Source organism: Sphingomonas mollis (assembly GCF_016427505.1).
Classification (GTDB): domain Bacteria; phylum Pseudomonadota; class Alphaproteobacteria; order Sphingomonadales; family Sphingomonadaceae; genus Sphingomonas; species Sphingomonas mollis.
This window is the reverse complement of sequence record NZ_JAELXS010000006.1, coordinates 245,628-262,994: the sequence shown is the minus strand read 5'-3', so window position 1 is coordinate 262,994 and position 17,367 is coordinate 245,628. Positions and strand designations below refer to the sequence as shown.

Annotated in this window: 13 protein-coding genes; 7 read left to right on the top strand and 6 right to left on the bottom strand. The window is 64.7% G+C overall.

The features are described 5' to 3' along the window. Positions 1-71 precede the first annotated feature (71 nt). Both JAO74_RS12645 and murA read right to left on the bottom strand, forming a co-directional pair. On the bottom strand, positions 72-1,859 hold the full coding sequence (locus JAO74_RS12645) for a bifunctional metallophosphatase/5'-nucleotidase (protein ID WP_199038458.1): 1,788 nt from the start codon (positions 1,857-1,859) through the stop codon (positions 72-74). Then, positions 1,859-3,142 (bottom strand): UDP-N-acetylglucosamine 1-carboxyvinyltransferase, encoded by a 1,284-nt coding sequence (gene murA / locus JAO74_RS12640; protein WP_199038455.1) that lies wholly within the window; start codon positions 3,140-3,142, stop codon positions 1,859-1,861. Before murA ends, JAO74_RS12645 begins: the two co-directional genes overlap by 1 nt. Positions 3,143-3,269: 127 nt before the next feature. Here murA and JAO74_RS12635 point away from each other — a divergent pair, with 127 nt between their 5' ends. Further along, on the top strand, positions 3,270-4,019 hold the full coding sequence (locus tag JAO74_RS12635; protein ID WP_332908805.1) for a Crp/Fnr family transcriptional regulator: 750 nt from the start codon (positions 3,270-3,272) through the stop codon (positions 4,017-4,019). A 165-nt stretch (positions 4,020-4,184) separates the two neighbouring features. Here the strand turns inward: JAO74_RS12635 and clpS are convergent, their stop codons facing one another. The 3 genes from clpS to JAO74_RS12620 all read right to left on the bottom strand — a co-directional run bounded on the left by clpS (position 4,185) and on the right by JAO74_RS12620 (position 7,319). Continuing rightward, positions 4,185-4,517 (bottom strand): ATP-dependent Clp protease adapter ClpS, encoded by a 333-nt coding sequence (clpS, locus tag JAO74_RS12630; RefSeq protein WP_056532357.1) that lies wholly within the window; start codon positions 4,515-4,517, stop codon positions 4,185-4,187. 161 nt (positions 4,518-4,678) lie between these two features. After that, entirely contained in the window at positions 4,679-5,506 is an 828-nt protein-coding gene (locus tag JAO74_RS12625) for a phasin family protein (protein WP_199038452.1), read from the bottom strand. Positions 5,507-5,591: 85 nt separating this feature from the next. After that, complete coding sequence (locus JAO74_RS12620; RefSeq protein ID WP_199038449.1) at positions 5,592-7,319, bottom strand: PHA/PHB synthase family protein; 1,728 nt, start codon at positions 7,317-7,319, stop codon at positions 5,592-5,594. Positions 7,320-7,457: 138 nt separating this feature from the next. On the opposite strand from JAO74_RS12620, the gene JAO74_RS12615 reads away from it, so the two are divergent. From JAO74_RS12615 to JAO74_RS12605, 3 genes are all read left to right on the top strand, one after another. Next, entirely contained in the window at positions 7,458-8,666 is a 1,209-nt protein-coding gene (locus JAO74_RS12615; RefSeq protein ID WP_199038446.1) for an LL-diaminopimelate aminotransferase, read from the top strand. 124 nt (positions 8,667-8,790) lie between these two features. Further along, a complete protein-coding gene (locus tag JAO74_RS12610) occupies positions 8,791-9,060 on the top strand; it encodes a DUF2061 domain-containing protein (protein ID WP_199038443.1) in 270 nt (89 codons plus the stop codon). A gap of 104 nt (positions 9,061-9,164) precedes the next feature. Continuing rightward, positions 9,165-11,264, top strand: coding sequence for a RelA/SpoT family protein (locus JAO74_RS12605; protein ID WP_199038439.1), 2,100 nt, complete (start codon positions 9,165-9,167; stop codon positions 11,262-11,264). 55 nt (positions 11,265-11,319) lie between these two features. Here JAO74_RS12605 and JAO74_RS12600 read toward each other — a convergent pair whose 3' ends face one another. Further along, on the bottom strand, positions 11,320-12,732 hold the full coding sequence (locus JAO74_RS12600) for a hypothetical protein (protein WP_199038436.1): 1,413 nt from the start codon (positions 12,730-12,732) through the stop codon (positions 11,320-11,322). Between the two features lie 261 nt (positions 12,733-12,993). Between JAO74_RS12600 and JAO74_RS12595 the strand changes: the two genes are divergently transcribed. From JAO74_RS12595 to JAO74_RS12585, 3 genes are all read left to right on the top strand, one after another. Continuing rightward, positions 12,994-13,152, top strand: a complete 159-nt coding sequence (locus JAO74_RS12595) for a hypothetical protein (RefSeq protein ID WP_199038434.1) — start codon at positions 12,994-12,996, stop codon at positions 13,150-13,152. Between the two features lie 1,254 nt (positions 13,153-14,406). Next, on the top strand, positions 14,407-15,318 hold the full coding sequence (locus tag JAO74_RS12590; protein WP_199038431.1) for a chymotrypsin family serine protease: 912 nt from the start codon (positions 14,407-14,409) through the stop codon (positions 15,316-15,318). Positions 15,319-15,935: 617 nt separating this feature from the next. Then, positions 15,936-17,360 (top strand): M48 family metalloprotease, encoded by a 1,425-nt coding sequence (locus JAO74_RS12585; protein ID WP_199038428.1) that lies wholly within the window; start codon positions 15,936-15,938, stop codon positions 17,358-17,360. Positions 17,361-17,367 lie beyond the last annotated feature (7 nt).

Here is a 17,367-nt window from a genome sequence, read left to right as displayed (position 1 = left end):
AGGGTCACGAGCGAACCGCACATGGCTCAGTGCTCCTGCGTCCGCAGAAGCATGGGCCGATCAGATATGGATCACCGCACCGGCGTACGATCCACGATCCGCCCGGTGGCCGGCGGCCCGACCGGCTTGCCCGTCGCCAGATGCGCCACCAGCGCATCGAGATCGCTTGGCCCCCCGGCCACGTCACGCCCCGCCGTCAACGTCGAGAAACCATCGCCGCCAAAGGCCAGGAAGTTGTTCACCGTCACCCGGTACGTCGCCGCATCGTCCAGCGGCGCAGTCCCGACCCGCGCGTCCATGATCCGCGATCCCGCCGGCCGCGAGCGATCATAGGCATAGGTCATGCCCGCGACGCTCATCACGATCTTGCGGTCGATCTGCTGTTCCAGCACCGCCCGCACCTGCGCACCGGTATAGGCCCGCACCATCAGCGTGTTGCCGAACGGCTGCACCGCATACAGATCGGCATAGGTGATGCTGCCATCCGGCGCGGGGTTCAGGCTGGTTCGGATGCCATAAGGGTTCATCAGCGCGATCTGCGCGCCGCTGACCCGCGTCGCCGCCAGTTGCGAATCGGCGATCAGGTTGCCGAGCGCTGTCTCGGTCATCCCGCCGCCCTCCTTTGCCTTGACCAGCGGCCCCGTCAGCAGACCGACCGGCTTCGACGCGAGCGGCGCGGCGGCGGCGGTATAGCGCGCCACCAGCCCCCCGACCCTCGGCTCCGGCGCATAGCGCATGGTGAGGTCGGACGGGGCAACCGTTTTACCGTCCGCGCCGACATACCCCTCATTCTGCACGACGATGTTGCGCGCCCGCTTGCCCACCACCCGGTGCGTCGCCGGATCGATCGCCAGCACCGCATCCGTCACCAGCGTCCCGTATCTGCCCGCGCTGGTCAGCAGGAACGGCCGCGCGGGGTCATAGGCGGCGTAACCGCAGATATACGACCGGTGCGTATGCCCCGACACGACCAGATCGACCCGCGTATCCAGCCGGTCGAGGATCGGCCTGATCGCGCCCGACAATGCGGTGCAGTCGTTCGGTCCGCCCTCCGCCGCGCCGCCCTCATGGATCAGCAGCACGATCGCATCCGCGCCGCCCGCGCGCAGCCCGGCGATCTGCGCATTGGCGGTGTCCGCCTCGTCCGCGAACCGGATGCCGGGGATGCCCGCCGGATTGACCAATGTCGTCGTCGTCCGCGTCGTCAGGCCGATGAAACCGATCTTGACCACCCGCGCGCCGTCGCGAAACTCGCGGATCGCGGTGGCCGGAAAGGCACTATGCCCCGACGCCTCGATCGTATTGCCCGCCAGATACGCAAAACGTGCGCCTGCGAACCGGTCCAGCCGGCACGGCTCGCCGTTGCCCGTCTTCGCGCAGCCGCCATTCTGCAAGCGCCGCAATTCATCGATGCCGCGATCGAATTCGTGATTACCCGCCGCGTTCAGGTCGACGCCGATCAGGTTCATCGCGGCGATGGTCGGCTCGTCGAGGAATAGCGACGACACGATCGGGCTGGCCCCCGTCATGTCTCCCGCCGACACCGTGATCGAATGTGCCGCCTGTGCCCGAAGCCCGGCGATCGCCGAGGCCAGATACGCCGCACCACCGGCCGGCGCCGCGACCGGCTTGCCATCCGCCCCCGCGACGTCGATCGACAGTTTGGGCGGTTCCAGATTGCCGTGAAAATCGTTGAAGGCGATGACATGGACCTCGACCGGCCCCGCCGCCGCGCCAGCTACCGGCCCCGCCGCCCCGCCGGCTACCGGCCCCGCCGCCCCGCCGGCTATCGGCGCAGCCGTCCGCCCCGCGCACCCGGCCAGCAACGCCGCAGCGACCAGCGCCGCGAGGCCGCGCATCAGCCGTCGCCCAGCCGCTGGATATCCGCCCCCACCGCCGACAGCTTCTCCTCCAGCCGCTCATACCCGCGATCGAGGTGATAGATGCGGCTGACCTGCGTCTCGCCCTCGGCGGCAAGCCCGGCCAGGATCAGGCTCATCGACGCGCGCAGGTCGGTCGCCATCACCGGTGCGCCGACCAGTTTGTCGACGCCGCGCACCACCGCGGTCCGCCCGCTGACGGTGATGTCGGCACCCATCCGCGCCAGTTCCGGCACGTGCATGTACCGGTTCTCGAAGATCGTCTCGGTCAACATGCTGGCGCCATCCGCCTTGCACAGCATCGCCATGAACTGCGCCTGCATGTCGGTGGCGAAGCCGGGGAACGGCGCGGTCGTCAGCGTGATCGGCTTCAGCGGACCGTCCGCCGATACCAGCACCGAATTGGCCCGCGCCTCGACCTTCACCCCCGCCTCGGTCAGCGCCGCCAGCGTCGTGCCCATGTCGTCGGCCGACACGTTGGTCAGTTCCAGCGAGCCGCCGGTGATCGCCGCCGCGCAGGCATAGCTGCCCGCCTCGATCCGGTCGGGCATAACCGCATAGGTCGCGCCGTGCAGCCGCTCGACGCCCTCAATCTCCAGCGTCTCGGTGCCGATCCCCTCGATCCGCGCGCCCATCGCGACCAGGCAACGGCACAGGTCGACGATCTCCGGCTCGCGCGCGGCGTTCTCGATCCGGCTCGGCCCCTTCGCCAGCACCGCCGCCATCACGACATTCTCGGTCGCGCCGACCGACACGATCGGGAAGCGATAACGCCCCCCGGCCAGCCGCCCGCCCGGTGCCGTCGCCCGGACATAGCCCGCCGCCATCTCCAGCTCCGCGCCGATCGCCTCCAGCGCCTTCAGGTGAAGGTCGATCGGCCGGTTGCCGATCGCGCAGCCGCCGGGCAGCGACACCCGCGCCTCGCCCGCCCGCGCCAGCACCGGCCCCAGCACCAGGATCGACGCGCGCATCTTGCGCACGATATCGTACGGCGCCTCGGTCGAGGTTAGCTTGCCCGCCCGGATCGTCATGACCCGGCCGAAATCCTCCGGCCGCGTCCCCTCGATCGATGTCGATGCGCCCAGCTGATTCAGCAGGTGGCCAAAGCCGTCCACGTCCGCCAGCCGCGGCAGATTGCGCAGCGTCAGCGGCTCGTCGGTCAGCAGCGCGCACGGCATCAGCGTCAGCGCCGCGTTCTTGGCACCCGAAATGGGCAGGCGACCGGTCAGGCGATTGCCGCCGCGGATGATGATGCGATCCATGCACTCCTCCCTATCGACCCCGGCGTATCGTGCAAGCGTCGGCACAGAAGCTGTTGGTTGATCGACTTTAATGCGCTTTTTTACAGTTGGCGCATAATCGGCCTTCTGACGGGGGATCATCGCGCACGTGCCGGATAGTTGCTTCGCCGACCGCGTCGGCGATCTGATTGCGTTGACGCCCGGGGAGAAGGCGGCACTGGCGGCATTGGGCGAGCGTGAGCGACGCCTGCGCCGCAACGCCGTGCTGCTCAGCGAGAACGACCGGCTGACCGAGTTGTTCGTGCTGAAACAGGGCATGATGATGAGCTATGTGCTGCTCGACGACGGGCGCCGGCAGATCCTGCGTTTCATGTTTCCCGGCGATTTCCTCGCCACCGCCGCGCTCGCCTATGGCACGTCGCCCGAAACGCTGATGGCGCTGACCGACAGCATCGTCTGCCCGTTCGACCGCAGCGTGATGGCCGGATTGTTCGATCACCACCCGCGACTGGCGGCGGCGATCACCGCGCTGGAACAGATGGAGCGTGTGGCGATGACCGATCGCCTCGCCGCGATCGGCCGCACCTCGGCCAAGGCGCGCGTCGCGGGCCTGCTGCTGGAACTCCGCCACCGCCTGCGCGCGGCGGGCAACAGCCTGGCAAAGGGCGCCGCGCCGGCCAGCTTCTCCCCCGGCATCACGCAGGAGGAGATCGGCGACGCCACGGGCCTGACCGCCGTCCATGTGAACCGGATGCTGCGACAACTGGAGGATGACGGCCTGCTCGCCCGCGACGGCGGCCGCTTCACGGTACTCGACGACGCGCGGCTGGCGCGCACCGCCAATTATGTCGATCGATATGCCGGGCTGGATTTCGGCTGGTTGCCCCAGCCGCGATAGGGCGCTTGGGCCAACGCACCCAAATACCCGGCACCTGCCTGATCCGTTCGTGCTGAGCGAAGTCGAAGCACTTTGGGGATAGCGGGCCTTCGACTGCGTTCAGGCCGAACGGTAGGGGGCAGGGCTTAACTCAGGCTGCGTCTTAACATCGGGCGTCCGACCGCCCTACGCCTTCTCCAGCGTGCATTGCAGCGGATGCTGGTTCTGCCGCGCGAAGTCCATCACCTGCCCGACCTTCGTCTCGGCGACCTCGTACGAGAACACGCCGCACACGCCCACGCCGCGCTGGTGGACGTGCAGCATCACCCGCGTCGCTTCTTCCATGTCCATCCGGAAGAATCGTTGCAGGCACAGCACCACGAATTCCATCGGCGTGTAATCGTCGTTCAGCATCAGGACGCGGTACGGAGTCGGCTGTTTCGTGCGGGTACGGGTCTTGGTGGCGATACCGGTCCCTGTGCCGCCATCGGTCCCGTCGCCATCGCGGCGCTCGGCCATGAAAATCGTTCGCCTCTGCATGTGTCGCCGAAATATGGCACGTGCATCGCGCGGGGCAAGTACCGATACGCGCCAAAACCCGTGCAAAACGGAAAAGGGCGATCCGCGTCGCCGCGAACCGCCCCTTCACCTCACCGCCCGGACGGGCGGCAGGGGATCGCTTACGCGACCACCTTCATCTTGTCGGCCGCCACCGCGACGCGGTTCGAGATCGGCTGCGCGACCTCGCCGGCCAGCTTCAGCGACGCTTCGGTGCCGCGCGACGTATGGGCGACCAGACCGTCGAAGACCGAGCGGACATAGTCGCTCTGGAACTTCAGGAACTCGGTCGGCGACTTGATCGACGCCATCGTGCGCAGCGCTTCCGACGCGCTCTCGAACGACGTCTTGGCATAGGCAGCCGCGTCCTGACCCATCGACTCGAGGCCCTTGGCCGCGATCTTCGACGATTCGACCAGCGCCTCGACGTTGCCCTTGCTGAACTCGGTCACTTCCTGGAAGAACTTGGTGCTCTTCTCGACGGCACCCTTGGTGCGGTCGTTGGCTTCGGCGAACAGCGCCTGGGTCTTCTCGGCGGCGGTGTTGGTGGCGGTCGTGGCGTCCATGATGATGTCCTCTTCGGCGGTTTGAACGGAATCGATAAGCGTGGAAGTGGCCGGTTCGATGCTGGCTGCGACCACGGCGGCCGCGTCGGCGACGGGCGCCGCGACGGCCGGCATCGGCACGGCAACAGGCGGCGTCACGACCGGTGCCGGCGTGGCAGCGACGGGCGGCTCGACCGGCTTGGCGGGAACCTTCGCCGCAACCGGCTTGGGGGCCGGTGCCTTGGTGATCTCGACGGGCTTCGGTTTGGCGACGGGTGCCGGCGCAACGACCGTCTTCGCGGCCAAAGCCGGATTGGCGAGCGCGGCAGGAATCGGGGACGGGGCCTTGGTCGCCGTTGCCGGGTTAACCTTGCGCCCGGGGCGCTTGCCCCCTGACATAGCCATAAGCCGCCTCCACTCCTCTGCTGCACTGCACAATATAGAACCTCGACACGACGTTCAAGACCATTTTTGTGCAGTGCAACAAATTTTAGCGAGTGCGGACGTACAACCCCGGCGCAGCCTCCAGCGCGGGCAGCGAACCCTCCCCCGGCACGCGTGGCCCGGTGGCCGGCACCTCGCCGCTATTGCGCTCGGCCAGCCATGCCCGCCAGTCCGGCCACCAGCTGCCCTTGGTTTCCTTCGCGCCGGCGACGAAATCCGCCAGCGAGGCGACGGCATCGTCGTTCGTCCAATACTGGTATTTGCCCGCCGCCGGGTGGTTCACGACGCCGGCGATATGCCCCGATCCGGCCAGCACGAATCGCAATGGCCCGGTGAAATGGTCGGTCAGCTTCCACACGCTCTCGGCCGGCGCGATATGATCCTCGCGCCCCGCCTGGACATAGCTCGGCGTCTTGACGATCGACAGGTCGAGCGGCGTGCCGTCCACCGTCATCGCCCCCGGCTTCACCAGCAGATTGTCCCGGTACAGGTCGGTCAGGTACGACAGGTGCCAGCGCGACGGCAGGTTGGTCGTGTCGCCGTTCCAGTGCAGCAGGTCGAACGGCGCGTAATCCTTGCCCATCAGATAGTTGTTGGTGACGTAATTCCAGATCAGGTCGCGCCCGCGCAGCAGGTTGAACGTCGCCGCCATGTATCGCCCGTCGAGGAAGCCATCGGGCGACAATTGCTTCAGCATCTTCAACTGCTCGTCATCGACGAAATGGCGCAGGTCGCCGGCCTCCGCGAAATCGACCTGCGCGGTGAAGAACGTCGCGCTCGCCACCTTTTCGGCCTCACCCCGCGCGGTCAGCAGCGCCAGCGTCGCCGCCAACGTCGTGCCCGCCACGCAATACCCGATCGTATGCACCGACGGCACGTCCAGCAGCGCCCGGATCGTATCGACCGCATCGACCTGCGCGGCGACGTAATCGTCCCACACCACGTCCTTCATCGATGCGTCGGCGGAGCGCCACGATACCATGAACACCGTGATCCCCTGCTCCACCGCCCAGCGGATGAAGCTCTTCTCCGGCGTCAGGTCCAGGATGTAGAACCGGTTGATCCACGGCGGAAAGATCACCAGCGGCGTCGCCATCACCGTGTCCGTCGTCGGCGAATACTGGATCAGCTCGTACAGGTCGGTGCGCTTCACCACCTGCCCCGGCGTCATCGCCAGATTGCGGCCGAGCGCGAAGGACGTGCCGTCGGTATGCGTGATCTGGCCGCGCCCCATGTCGGCGACCATGTTCTGCAGACCCTTCAACAGGTTCTCGCCGCGCGTCTCGATCGTCCGCTCGATCACCTCCGGATTGGTCCAGGCGAAGTTCGTCGGGCTCATCGCATCGACGAACGCCTGCGTCGCGAAGCGCAACTGCTCCTTCTGCTTCGGCTCGACACCCTCCACCGCCTCGACCCCGCGCAGCATATGGTCGGCGATCGTCTGGTAACTCTGGCGGACCAGATCGAACACCGGCTCGCGCCATGCCTCGCTGCGGAACCGGCGATCGGTCGGCGCTTCCACAGCGGGCGCCTCGCCCGGCGTCAGGAAGCGGCTCCACATCGCCATGCTGTCCACCCAGAAATCGCGCGCGCGCTCCAGGGTGGCGGGATCGTTGATGCCCGGTACGGTAAACGCCGGGGTGGCGGCCAGCCCCTGCTCCATCATCATCTGCTGCGCCCGGCCCATCACCCAGGTCCAGTGCTGCAGGTCCTCCAGCGGGGGCATGTCGGGACGCGACCCGGCGTTCTCTGGCTTGGCGGAAGTATCTGCCATGACATCCTCTCTGGTTACGGGCCGGTTCTACCCGAACCCATCGTCCCGGCCAACGTCCGACATCCGAGCCCTCACTGCTTTCGCCGCACCGTTAATCGGCGTAAGGCGGGCATGGTTTCCATCGAAGGCCCAACAGACATGTCCGACGAGTTCTACCGCATCAAGCGCCTGCCCCCCTATGTCATCGCCGAAGTGAACGCGATGCGGGCGGCGGCGCGCGCGGGCGGCGAGGACATCATCGATCTGGGCATGGGCAATCCCGATCTGCCCCCGCCCGACCATGTCATCGAAAAGCTGATCGAGGTCACGCGCAAGCCCGACGCGCACGGCTATTCCCAGTCCAAGGGGATTCCCGGTCTCCGCCGCGCGCAGGCCAATTATTACGGCCGCCGCTTCGGCGTCGATCTCGATCCCGAGACCGAGGTCGTGGTGACGATGGGGTCGAAGGAGGGGCTGGCCAGCCTTGCCACCGCGATCACCGCGCCCGGCGACGTCGTGCTCGCGCCCAACCCGTCCTATCCGATCCATACCTTCGGCTTCATCATCGCCGGCGCCACCATCCGCGCCGTCCCGACGACCCCGGACGAGGCGTATTTCGAAAGCCTCGAACGCGCGATGGCCTTCACCGTCCCGCGCCCGTCGGTGCTGGTCGTGAACTATCCGTCGAACCCGACCGCCGAGACGGTCGATCTCGCCTTCTACGAACGCCTCGTCGCGTTCGCCAAGGAGCAGGGGCTGTGGATCCTCAGCGACCTTGCCTATTCGGAACTGTATTTCGACGGCAACCCGACGCCGTCGATCCTGCAGGTGAAGGGCGGCAAGGACGTCGCGGTGGAATTCACCTCGCTGTCCAAGACGTACAGCATGGCCGGCTGGCGCATCGGCTTCGCGGTCGGCAACAGGAAACTGATCGCGGCGATGACGCGGGTTAAGTCGTACCTCGATTACGGCGCCTTCACCCCGATCCAGGCCGCCGCCTGCGCCGCGCTGAACGGCCCGCAGGATATCGTCGAGCGCAATCGCCTGCTCTATCACAAGCGCCGCGACGTGCTGGTCGAAAGCTTCGGCCGCGCCGGCTGGGACATCCCCAGCCCCCGCGCCTCGATGTTCGCCTGGGCACCGCTGCCCCCCGCGCTCGCCCATCTCGGCAGCCTCGAATTCTCGAAGCAGATGCTGACCGAGGCCAAGGTCGCCGTCGCCCCCGGCGTCGGTTACGGCGAGAATGGCGAGGGCTATGTCCGCATCGCCATGGTCGAGAACGAACAGCGCCTGCGCCAGGCCGCGCGCAACGTGAAGCGCTACCTGCAATCGATGGGCGTCAACACCCCGGCGCAAGGATCGGGGTGAATGGGCGGGGTGATGGGGGCGGGCTGAACACGCGGGCGGCGATGGATTATCTTGACCGCCCCATCGCCGCTCTTGCTCGCATCCCGGCCAAAGCGCCCGTATCGGCGCATCAGGAGGATGCCGCATGTTCCTGTTCAACGGTCTGGAAAGCCACCCGCGCTCGTTCGTGAAGGCGGTATCGTGGCGCACGGTCGGGTCGATCGACACGTTCATCCTTGGCATGATCTTCTCCGGCGACGCCAAGGTCGCCGGATCGATCGCGGGGACCGAGGTCATCACCAAGATCGCGCTGTTCTACTTCCACGAACGTGCCTGGTCGCTCGTCCACTGGGGCCGCCGCCCCGCCGTCGTGGCCCCGGATCAGTCCGGCGAGGGCGCCGCCCCCATCGGCTGACCAGCCGTCCGGGATGGCGGCCGGCATCGCCATCGACTGCGCCGATCACGGCCAACGGATCAATTCTGTTGCAAAGCAGCGCACCTAACCGCCATCTTGGGGCCGTGTTGAGACAATATGAACTGGTGGATCGGGTCCTCGACTACGATCCCGACGCGGACGAGGCATTGCTGAACCGCGCCTATGTCTTTTCGATGCACGCGCATGGCAGCCAGAAGCGCGCCTCCGGCGACCCGTATTTCAGCCACCCGATCGAGGTCGCCGGCATCCTCACCGACCTGCGGCTGGATGCGGAAACGATCGTCACCGCCATCCTGCACGACACGGTCGAGGATACCGTCGCCACCCCGGAAGAGATCGCGCGCCTGTTCGGCCCCAACGTCGCGCGCCTCGTCGACGGCGTCACCAAGCTGTCCCGGATCGAGGCGCAGACCGACAACGAGCGCGCCGCCGAGAACCTGCGCAAGTTCCTGCTCGCCATGTCCGACGACATCCGCGTGCTGCTGGTGAAGCTCGCCGACCGCCTGCACAACATGCGCACGCTGCATCACATCGCCAAGCCCGAAAAGCGGCGGCGGATCGCGCGCGAGACGATGGATATCTACGCCCCCCTGGCCGAGCGGGTGGGCATGTACGAATTCATGAAGGAGATGCAGACGCTCGCCTTCCAGCAACTCGAACCCGAAGCGTATGAAAGCATCACCCGCCGCCTCGAACAGCTGAAGCTGGGCGGCGGCGACCGGATCGCCCGCATCGCATCGGGCCTGAAGCTGCTGCTGTCGCGCGGCGGCATCGAATCCGACGTCACCGGCCGCGAAAAGCATCCCTACTCGATCTTCCGCAAGATGAACGAGCGGCACATCAGCTTCGAACAACTGTCCGACGTCATGGCCTTCCGCGCGCTCGTCCCGACCGAGGAGGATTGCTACCGGGCGCTGGGCGTCATCCATCGCCGCTGGCCGATGGTGCCGGGCCGGTTCAAGGATTACATCTCCACCCCCAAGCGCAACGGCTATCGCTCGCTGCACACCACCGTCATCACCGCCGAACAGACCCGCATCGAAATCCAGATCCGCACGCCGGCGATGCATGCGGAGGCGGATTTCGGCCTCGCCGCGCACTGGACCTACAAACAGGCCGAACGTCACGATGCGCAGGTCAGCTGGATTCGCGACCTCGTCGAGATCCTCGACACCGCCGACAGTCCCGAGGAGCTGCTCGAACACACCCGCATGGCGATGTACCAGGATCGCATCTTCGCCTTCACGCCCAAGGGGGAGTTGATTCAGCTGCCCAAGGGCGCGACGCCGATCGATTTCTCCTACGCCGTCCACACCGATCTCGGCGATCAGGCGGTTGGCGCCAAGATCAACGGCCGCGTCGTGCCCCTGTCGACCGTGATCGAGAATGGCGATCAGGTGCAGATCCTCCGCTCCGCCGGCCAGACGCCGCAACCCGGCTGGCTGAACGTCGCGGTGACCGGCAAGGCGCTGGCCGCGATCCGCCGCCACCTGCGCCAGACCGAGCGCGCCGAACAGGTGACGCTCGGCGAGAAACTGTACGAGGACATCGTCGCCCGCCTGCCCGCCGCGCTGGGCGTGGACGCCATGAAACAGGCGCTCAAGCGGTTGAAGCTGCCCGACGAAGGTTCGCTGATGGTCGCCATCGCGCGGCGCACGCTGTCCGACGCGGCGGTGATGGAGGCGCTGATGCCCGGTTCCGCCGGCGCCGACATCGCCGCCATCGCCCCGCAATCCAGCGCCCTGTCGATCAAGGGCCTGACCCCCGGCGTCGCCTATGACCTCGCCCAATGCTGCCACCCGGTGCCGGGCGACCGCATCGTCGGCCTGCGCCGTCCCGATGCGGGGATCGAGGTGCACGCGATCGACTGCGTCGTCCTGACCGAACTCGCCGACCGATCGGACAGCGAGACCGACTGGGTCGACGTGTCATGGGGAGAACGCACCGAGGGCGCCGTCGCGCGCATCTCGGTCACCGTGAAGAACGAACCCGGCGTCCTCGGCCTGCTCGCGACCGTGATCGGCCAGCACCGCGCCAACATCATCAACCTGCGCCTCGACACCCGCGACGCCCGCTTCCACACCAACGCGATCGACGTGGAGGTCCACGACGTCCAGCAACTGATGCGCCTGATCGCCGCCTTGCGTGCGCTGGACGCGGTGAATGCGGTGGAACGGGTTTGACGGGTCGGGGCCAGCCGACATCACCAGACCATAGCCGACCGGGATCGCGCCGTTACTAAAGGCCGATTTTCCCCAGATAGAATTGGCCGACCCCTTGCTCGATCCATAATTGCCCCGGTCCGAACGTCGTGAGAAGATAGGCGATGCTGACCGCGACCGACGCACCGATCGAGATGATCGTCAGCGTCCAGACCAGTCCGGGTTTCAACGACCAGCCGCTTCGACCGGCCATCGCCAGCCCGGAAAAGCCGAGAAACTCGATCACCGGATAGAAATCGATCCGATAGCGAAAGCACATGCTGATGGCGCACAGCATCAGCAAGGCGGACACCGCCAGACCGGCGGCGATGGCGCCCCCCTGCCGCCCGGCCGGCCCCCGTACCCGAAGCCACTGGATCACCGCCATGCCACCCAGCAACAGCAGCAACGGATCGGTCAGCAGGAAACTGCTGGGCGGCAGTTCGGCCGCATCGATCAGGCGAAGTCGGGTCGTATCGAACAGCAACTGGCCGTCACCGCCCCGCAATACCCAGACCGGGAACAGGTAATAGACGAGGCCGAACGGTATCCGCTCGATATTGAACAGGCCATATTCGGCGGTGCGCCGCAAGCGATCCGGAAATTCGATGTTGAGAATATAATATTGGTAATCGGCAAACGTCAGCGGATTGCCCCATCGGCCATAATTGACGCCGGCCGTCGCGATCCCCGCCACCGTCAGGATCGCCAGCGCCCGCCAGGATTGCCGCAACTGACCACGCCAGTTGCGGCGATCGTCCATCACGGTAACGCCCAGAAGCAGTCCGAACGCCGCGACGAGGCCGATGCCCGTCGATACACGGGTCAGCAGCGCGGCCCCCGCCGCCACCGCCATGACCACCCGTTCGCGCTCGCCCAGACCGCGATGTTGCGCCACGATGGCCGCCGCGACGAAGATGGCGGCGAACAGACCGGCCCACAGGCACACCTCCTGGAACAGGCTCGGTCGAACGAAGCACATCTGCGCACCGGACAGCGCGACCACCAGATACGCGGCCCGCGCCAGATAGCGCGGGATCGCGACATGGTGTCGCACGATGTAGTGCACGGTCCAGAGCTTGGTCACGCCCATCATCAGCAACGCCAGCAGACAATAGGCGATCGTGAAGTTGACGTCGCGCCAATGGGGCAGCACCGTGACCGGCAATCGCAGCACAGCGGGCATCACCCCCCAATAGGCATAGACCAGGCCGTTGCGCGCAAAGCCCTCACCGCCGATGACCATGGGATCGACATCGAATCGCCCCTGAAGCAGGTGATCGAGCATCGAATTGAAGGTGCGCGGCAACGGACTTGGATTTGCCGAGTAACGGGCAATGACCGTAACGAAGACATAGAAGGATGTGATGCCGACGACGATCGCAATCCACGGCCGGCGGAACCATGTACCGACCCCGGCCGCATGCACAGCCCCACTGCCATTCGCCATTCGATCCCCCTGTCAGGATGATGTCGGCGCCCCAGATCCGGCATCACTGAAGACACTGGCTATCTCAACTCCCGCATCCAGTCACTATACGGACTGGGGATGATGGGAGGGGGAGTGTGCCGGACAGAGAAACATCCGGGCCGAAAGAGAAGACTTCGCAACTCTTTCAGGTCACGCCGGGAAACGGCGTCCGTCCCCGCGCTCTCGCGCGCCTCCCGGTCACGGTAAAGAACGCCCGGCGTCCCCGGCCTGCTGGCGACCATGATCGCCCGGCACCGCACCCACATCATCAACCTGCGCCGCGACGCCCGCGTCCACACCAATGCGACCGACGTGGAGGTCCACGACATCCAGCAACTGCTGCACCTGATCGCCGCCCTGCGGGCGCTGGACGCGGTGAATGCGGTGGAGCGGGTTTGAGGATAACGGGTTTAAGAATAAAATGACAGTAATCGATACCTTACGTGGCGTTACCGCCATTCCCAAAAGGATCGAAAGAGAGAGCGCACAACGTAATCTCTACGTTGAAATAAATTAGACTTTAAAATCTCGAACTAAATGACGTATCTCGATACGCCTGTAACATTATTGTAATTATAGATCTATAATTGATTGTCGTTGACGGAAAGCGATGTGAGAAAATTTGCATCCATTAAGACCTATTATTATCCGGAGATTACGTAATGATACGTGTCAAGACTACCGCCGTTCTTATGGGTCTCTTGATACTAATTTTCCTTGTAACTTTTCATATCACTCAGCAGAAAATATCTCAACCATATGAGACTTTTGCAGTTCGCGTGGTGGCAAGTACGATGAATCCCAATAATGCTGCCGCAGCGAGGCAATCATCAGGGACTCGTCAACTTCCACCGGAAACGCGGACACCGCGCTTGGACATTAGCGGCGACCCCGAGCGTACGCGGACAGCACTCGGTACTGAGCAGCGTGATCTGGCATGGGCGCCTCAGGCTGAGCAGACGATCAAAGCTGCGTTTGCCACTTCGGGTTGGGCTTTGCCAGTCACCGTCGATTGTCGATCGAGCGGCTGCGAAATTACCGGGGAACTATCCGGGATTAGCAAGAGCAATCTACGTTCTACTTTGGGTCGCCTGACAGGCTCCGACATAAACGCCAAACTTAGCAAAATCGGACTGCAGCCCGACGAACACCCCGTTTACACGGTGGTTTCCGATGCCCCTTTAAGACTTTCGTTTAGTCGGTTAGTGGCTCGGGTGACAGGAGCGTAAATATGTCATCTTACATCGATCGGAGAGACGGGCACATTAATATACATCATCTAGTTGCGATTGCGCAGATTTTCGCGATCACTGGATGCACTGGTGCCCAGCCTATTGTGGCGTCAAGGCCTACAAGCCAGATTGTTGTCCCGGAACATCGGCAAGGTCAGTTGTCGATCCAGAACGGCTGCACCTACCTTCGCGCCGCAGGGAGACGATATACAATCATCTGGCCCGATGGGTATCGATGGAGCGCCGAGCTTGGAGGTGTCGCCTCACCCATCGGGAGCGTTCTCAAGAATGATGCCCTGATCCGAGCACAGGGTGGTGACGGGTCGATCAATTTTTTGCGTAATGAAGTCATCACATTCAAGAAGCTCTCACGATGCGGACGGCCTTACATCATTACTTCATATATCGAGGAGATCGGAAGATGAGAAGTATGTTTGGGAAAATTAGCTTTTCAGCCCTCGTTTTAGCGATCGGTGTCATTTTGCCATCAAGCCAATCTTTCGCTTCCGAGAATTATGGTGTGGCAAAGATGACGGAGCCTTTCGCTGATCCAGGTGAGCAAACGGCACGCGCCTATGCAATGACGGAAGAGCTTACGATCTCGGAGGCGACGAGGCGCTTGCGGCTCATGAGCGAAGCCGCGCGGCTGGCTTACCAACTGCAGGTCCGATATCCTGATACAGTCTCTGGCGTGGAAGTCGTCGGTGGCCGGGGGTTCCGGGTGGCTGTCTACGGAGTACGAGACGCGATAGGAGCAATCGAGAAGACATCCCGGGAAATCTCCAGTTCCAGCGAGCTTGGCCAGATTCTTGATTTTCGCTCAGCGCCCACGTCCGCCGCGGCTATATCCGCCTCCGCCAAGCTCCAACTAGCCGGACTGCGGGCCAACGGGATCGAGGCTGTGATCGCGTCGAACGCACGAACCGGACAGACAAAGTTGCTCGTAAAGGATTCCACCGCGACGCTCATGGGTCTAGTCGATGGGGCGCTTCGTGCAACTGTTGGAACGCGGATCGAGCATTTCGACGGTATTTTTACCACCGCTACAGAGGTGCCGGGCGGCCAACTATACGATGGCCCCACGTATAAATGTACACGTGGCTTCAACGTAAAACAGATAAACGGTTCCCTTTACGGAATATCAACTGCGGGTCACTGTGATAACAGCGGCACCGATGGGCCGACAGGAAAAAACACTCGCATTCAAGCAAGAATGGACGACCAATGGTCTGGACAGTCAATGGTCGACGTTTTCCGGAGGTCAGGCTTACCTCCTAGTTCCAAAGTTCTACAATGGAACATCTATGATAACAGTTACCGGAGGAAGCTATGAGACGCCCGGGATGTATGCATGCAAATTTGGACTGACGACGCTCCAAACCTGTGGGACCATCGATTCCTACATGTATACTGATTCGCCATATGGCGACTTTCCACGCATGAACTGGAACGAGAATTTTCCGAAGCAATCAATCGAGGGCGATAGCGGCGGACCGGTCTATTTCGGATCGCTCGCGATAGGCCAAGTTCACGGCCGGGATGGGGGATACATTCCCGGCCCACACACTAACATGTATTTTACGCCAATTCGCGCTTGGGGTAGCAACAATCTGCCAATCGGGGTGACGTGCTCCTGTTGACGCTGCTGAACGAGCATAACCTTACTTTGCCGTCCCGCCGCTTCTGCTGGCGGGGCGGCAGCTACAGCGCGTTGGTTTTCCGTGAGGTTCCAAGTCGAAGTGCAGCACAGAAGGTGGCCGCATGAGGACAGCCCCATTCCCCATGCCACCGAGCCATGACAGTTTCCCCTGACTTTCACCCACGCGCACGATCGCGCGTATGCGAGGGTGTGACTTTCGGGACTTTCCGTCGCCGCCGGCCCCGACGACCGTCACCGGGAACCATGCCCGCATCGGTGCTTTTTCCCTTGCTCGAAGGGGAACGACACCGATGACCATCCGCCTGTCCGCCGGCCTGTTGCTGGCCACCGCGACCATCGCCGCGCCGGTCGCGGCGCAGCAGACGCGCTCGATCTCCGCCTCCGACCGGCAACAGGGGGCGCAGGCCAATCCGCAGTTGATCGCCGAATATGGCGGCGCCTATCGTAGGCCGCAGGCGGCCTATGTCGACCGGGTGGGCAAGCGGGTGGCGGTGCAGTCCGGCCTGTCGAACGCGACCGGCGATTTCACCATCACCACGCTCAATTCGCCCGTCGAGAACGCGTTCGCGATCCCCGGCGGCTATGTCTATGTCACGCGCCAGTTGCTCGCGCTGATGAATTCCGAGGCGGAGCTGGCGTCGGTGCTGGGTCACGAGGTCGGCCATGTCGCCGCCCGCCACGCCGCCGGCCGCAACACCCGTTCCACCATCGGATCGATCCTCGCCGCCGGCGCCGGCCTCGTCACCGGCAGCAGTCTCGCGACGCAACTCGTCGGCAGCGGCGCGCAGCTCTACACGCTGAAATATGGTCGCGATCAGGAATATCAGGCCGACGGCCTCGGCGTCCGCTACATGACCGCCGCCGGCTACGATCCCTATGCCGCCGCCGACATGCTGAGCGCGCTTGCCGCCTCCAGCGACCTGTCCGCGCGGGTCGCCGGGCGTAACGCGAACGCCGTCCCCGGCTGGGCCTCCACCCATCCCAACAGTCAGGAACGCGTCCGCCGCGCCGCGCAGCTCGCCGCCGCCACCGGCAAGCCCGAAACCACGCCGGCGCAGGACACCGCCTTCCTGCGGATGCTCGATGGCATGCCCTATGACGAGGACCCGGCGCAGGGCATGATCGACGGCCAGACCTTTCGCCATCCCGCACTCCGCATCCGCTTCACCGCGCCGGCCGGCTATCGCATGGCCAATGGCGCGGACGCGGTGACGATCGCCGGGTCGGGCGGCCAGGCGCAGTTCCAGACCTCGACCGCTTCCAGCCTCGACGCCGCGATCGCCGCGCGCTTTCAGGCGCTGGGCGCGGCGGCCGGCAACGGTGAAACGCAGCCCGGCAGCGCCAACGGCGTGTCCTATGCGCTGCGTACGATCCGCGCCGCCGCCAATGGCCGCGCGGTCGATGCCACCGTCGTCGCGTATCGCTTCCCCTCGTCGGTCTATACCTTCACGCTGGTCACCCCGGCGGGCAGCGGCGTCGGCCCGTTCCAGCCGCTGCTCGCCAGCGTCGCGCCGCTGTCCGCCGCCGATGCCGCCGCGGTGCGCGGCAAGGTGATCCGCATCGTCACGGTCGGTCCGCGCGACACGGTCGATACGCTGGCGGCGCGCATGGCCTATCCCGATTATCGCCGCGAACGCTTCGTGACGCTGAACGGCCTCGGCGACGGCGCGACGCTGACGCCCGGTACGCTGGTGAAGCTGGTGGTGGCGGGGTGAGAACCCG

Coding starts and splice junctions, on each gene's coding strand:
- JAO74_RS12620 (WP_199038449.1), bottom strand. CDS start 7,319: ATGGCAGATACTTCCGCCAAGCCAGAGAACGCCGGGTCGCGTCCCGAC.
- clpS (WP_056532357.1), bottom strand. CDS start 4,517: ATGGCCGAGCGCCGCGATGGCGACGGGACCGATGGCGGCACAGGGACC.
- JAO74_RS12590 (WP_199038431.1), top strand. CDS start 14,407: ATGAGAAGTATGTTTGGGAAAATTAGCTTTTCAGCCCTCGTTTTAGCG.
- murA (WP_199038455.1), bottom strand. CDS start 3,142: ATGGATCGCATCATCATCCGCGGCGGCAATCGCCTGACCGGTCGCCTG.
- JAO74_RS12615 (WP_199038446.1), top strand. CDS start 7,458: ATGTCCGACGAGTTCTACCGCATCAAGCGCCTGCCCCCCTATGTCATC.
- JAO74_RS12610 (WP_199038443.1), top strand. CDS start 8,791: ATGTTCCTGTTCAACGGTCTGGAAAGCCACCCGCGCTCGTTCGTGAAG.
- JAO74_RS12625 (WP_199038452.1), bottom strand. CDS start 5,506: ATGGCTATGTCAGGGGGCAAGCGCCCCGGGCGCAAGGTTAACCCGGCA.
- JAO74_RS12645 (WP_199038458.1), bottom strand. CDS start 1,859: ATGCGCGGCCTCGCGGCGCTGGTCGCTGCGGCGTTGCTGGCCGGGTGC.
- JAO74_RS12595 (WP_199038434.1), top strand. CDS start 12,994: ATGATCGCCCGGCACCGCACCCACATCATCAACCTGCGCCGCGACGCC.
- JAO74_RS12585 (WP_199038428.1), top strand. CDS start 15,936: ATGACCATCCGCCTGTCCGCCGGCCTGTTGCTGGCCACCGCGACCATC.
- JAO74_RS12600 (WP_199038436.1), bottom strand. CDS start 12,732: ATGGCGAATGGCAGTGGGGCTGTGCATGCGGCCGGGGTCGGTACATGG.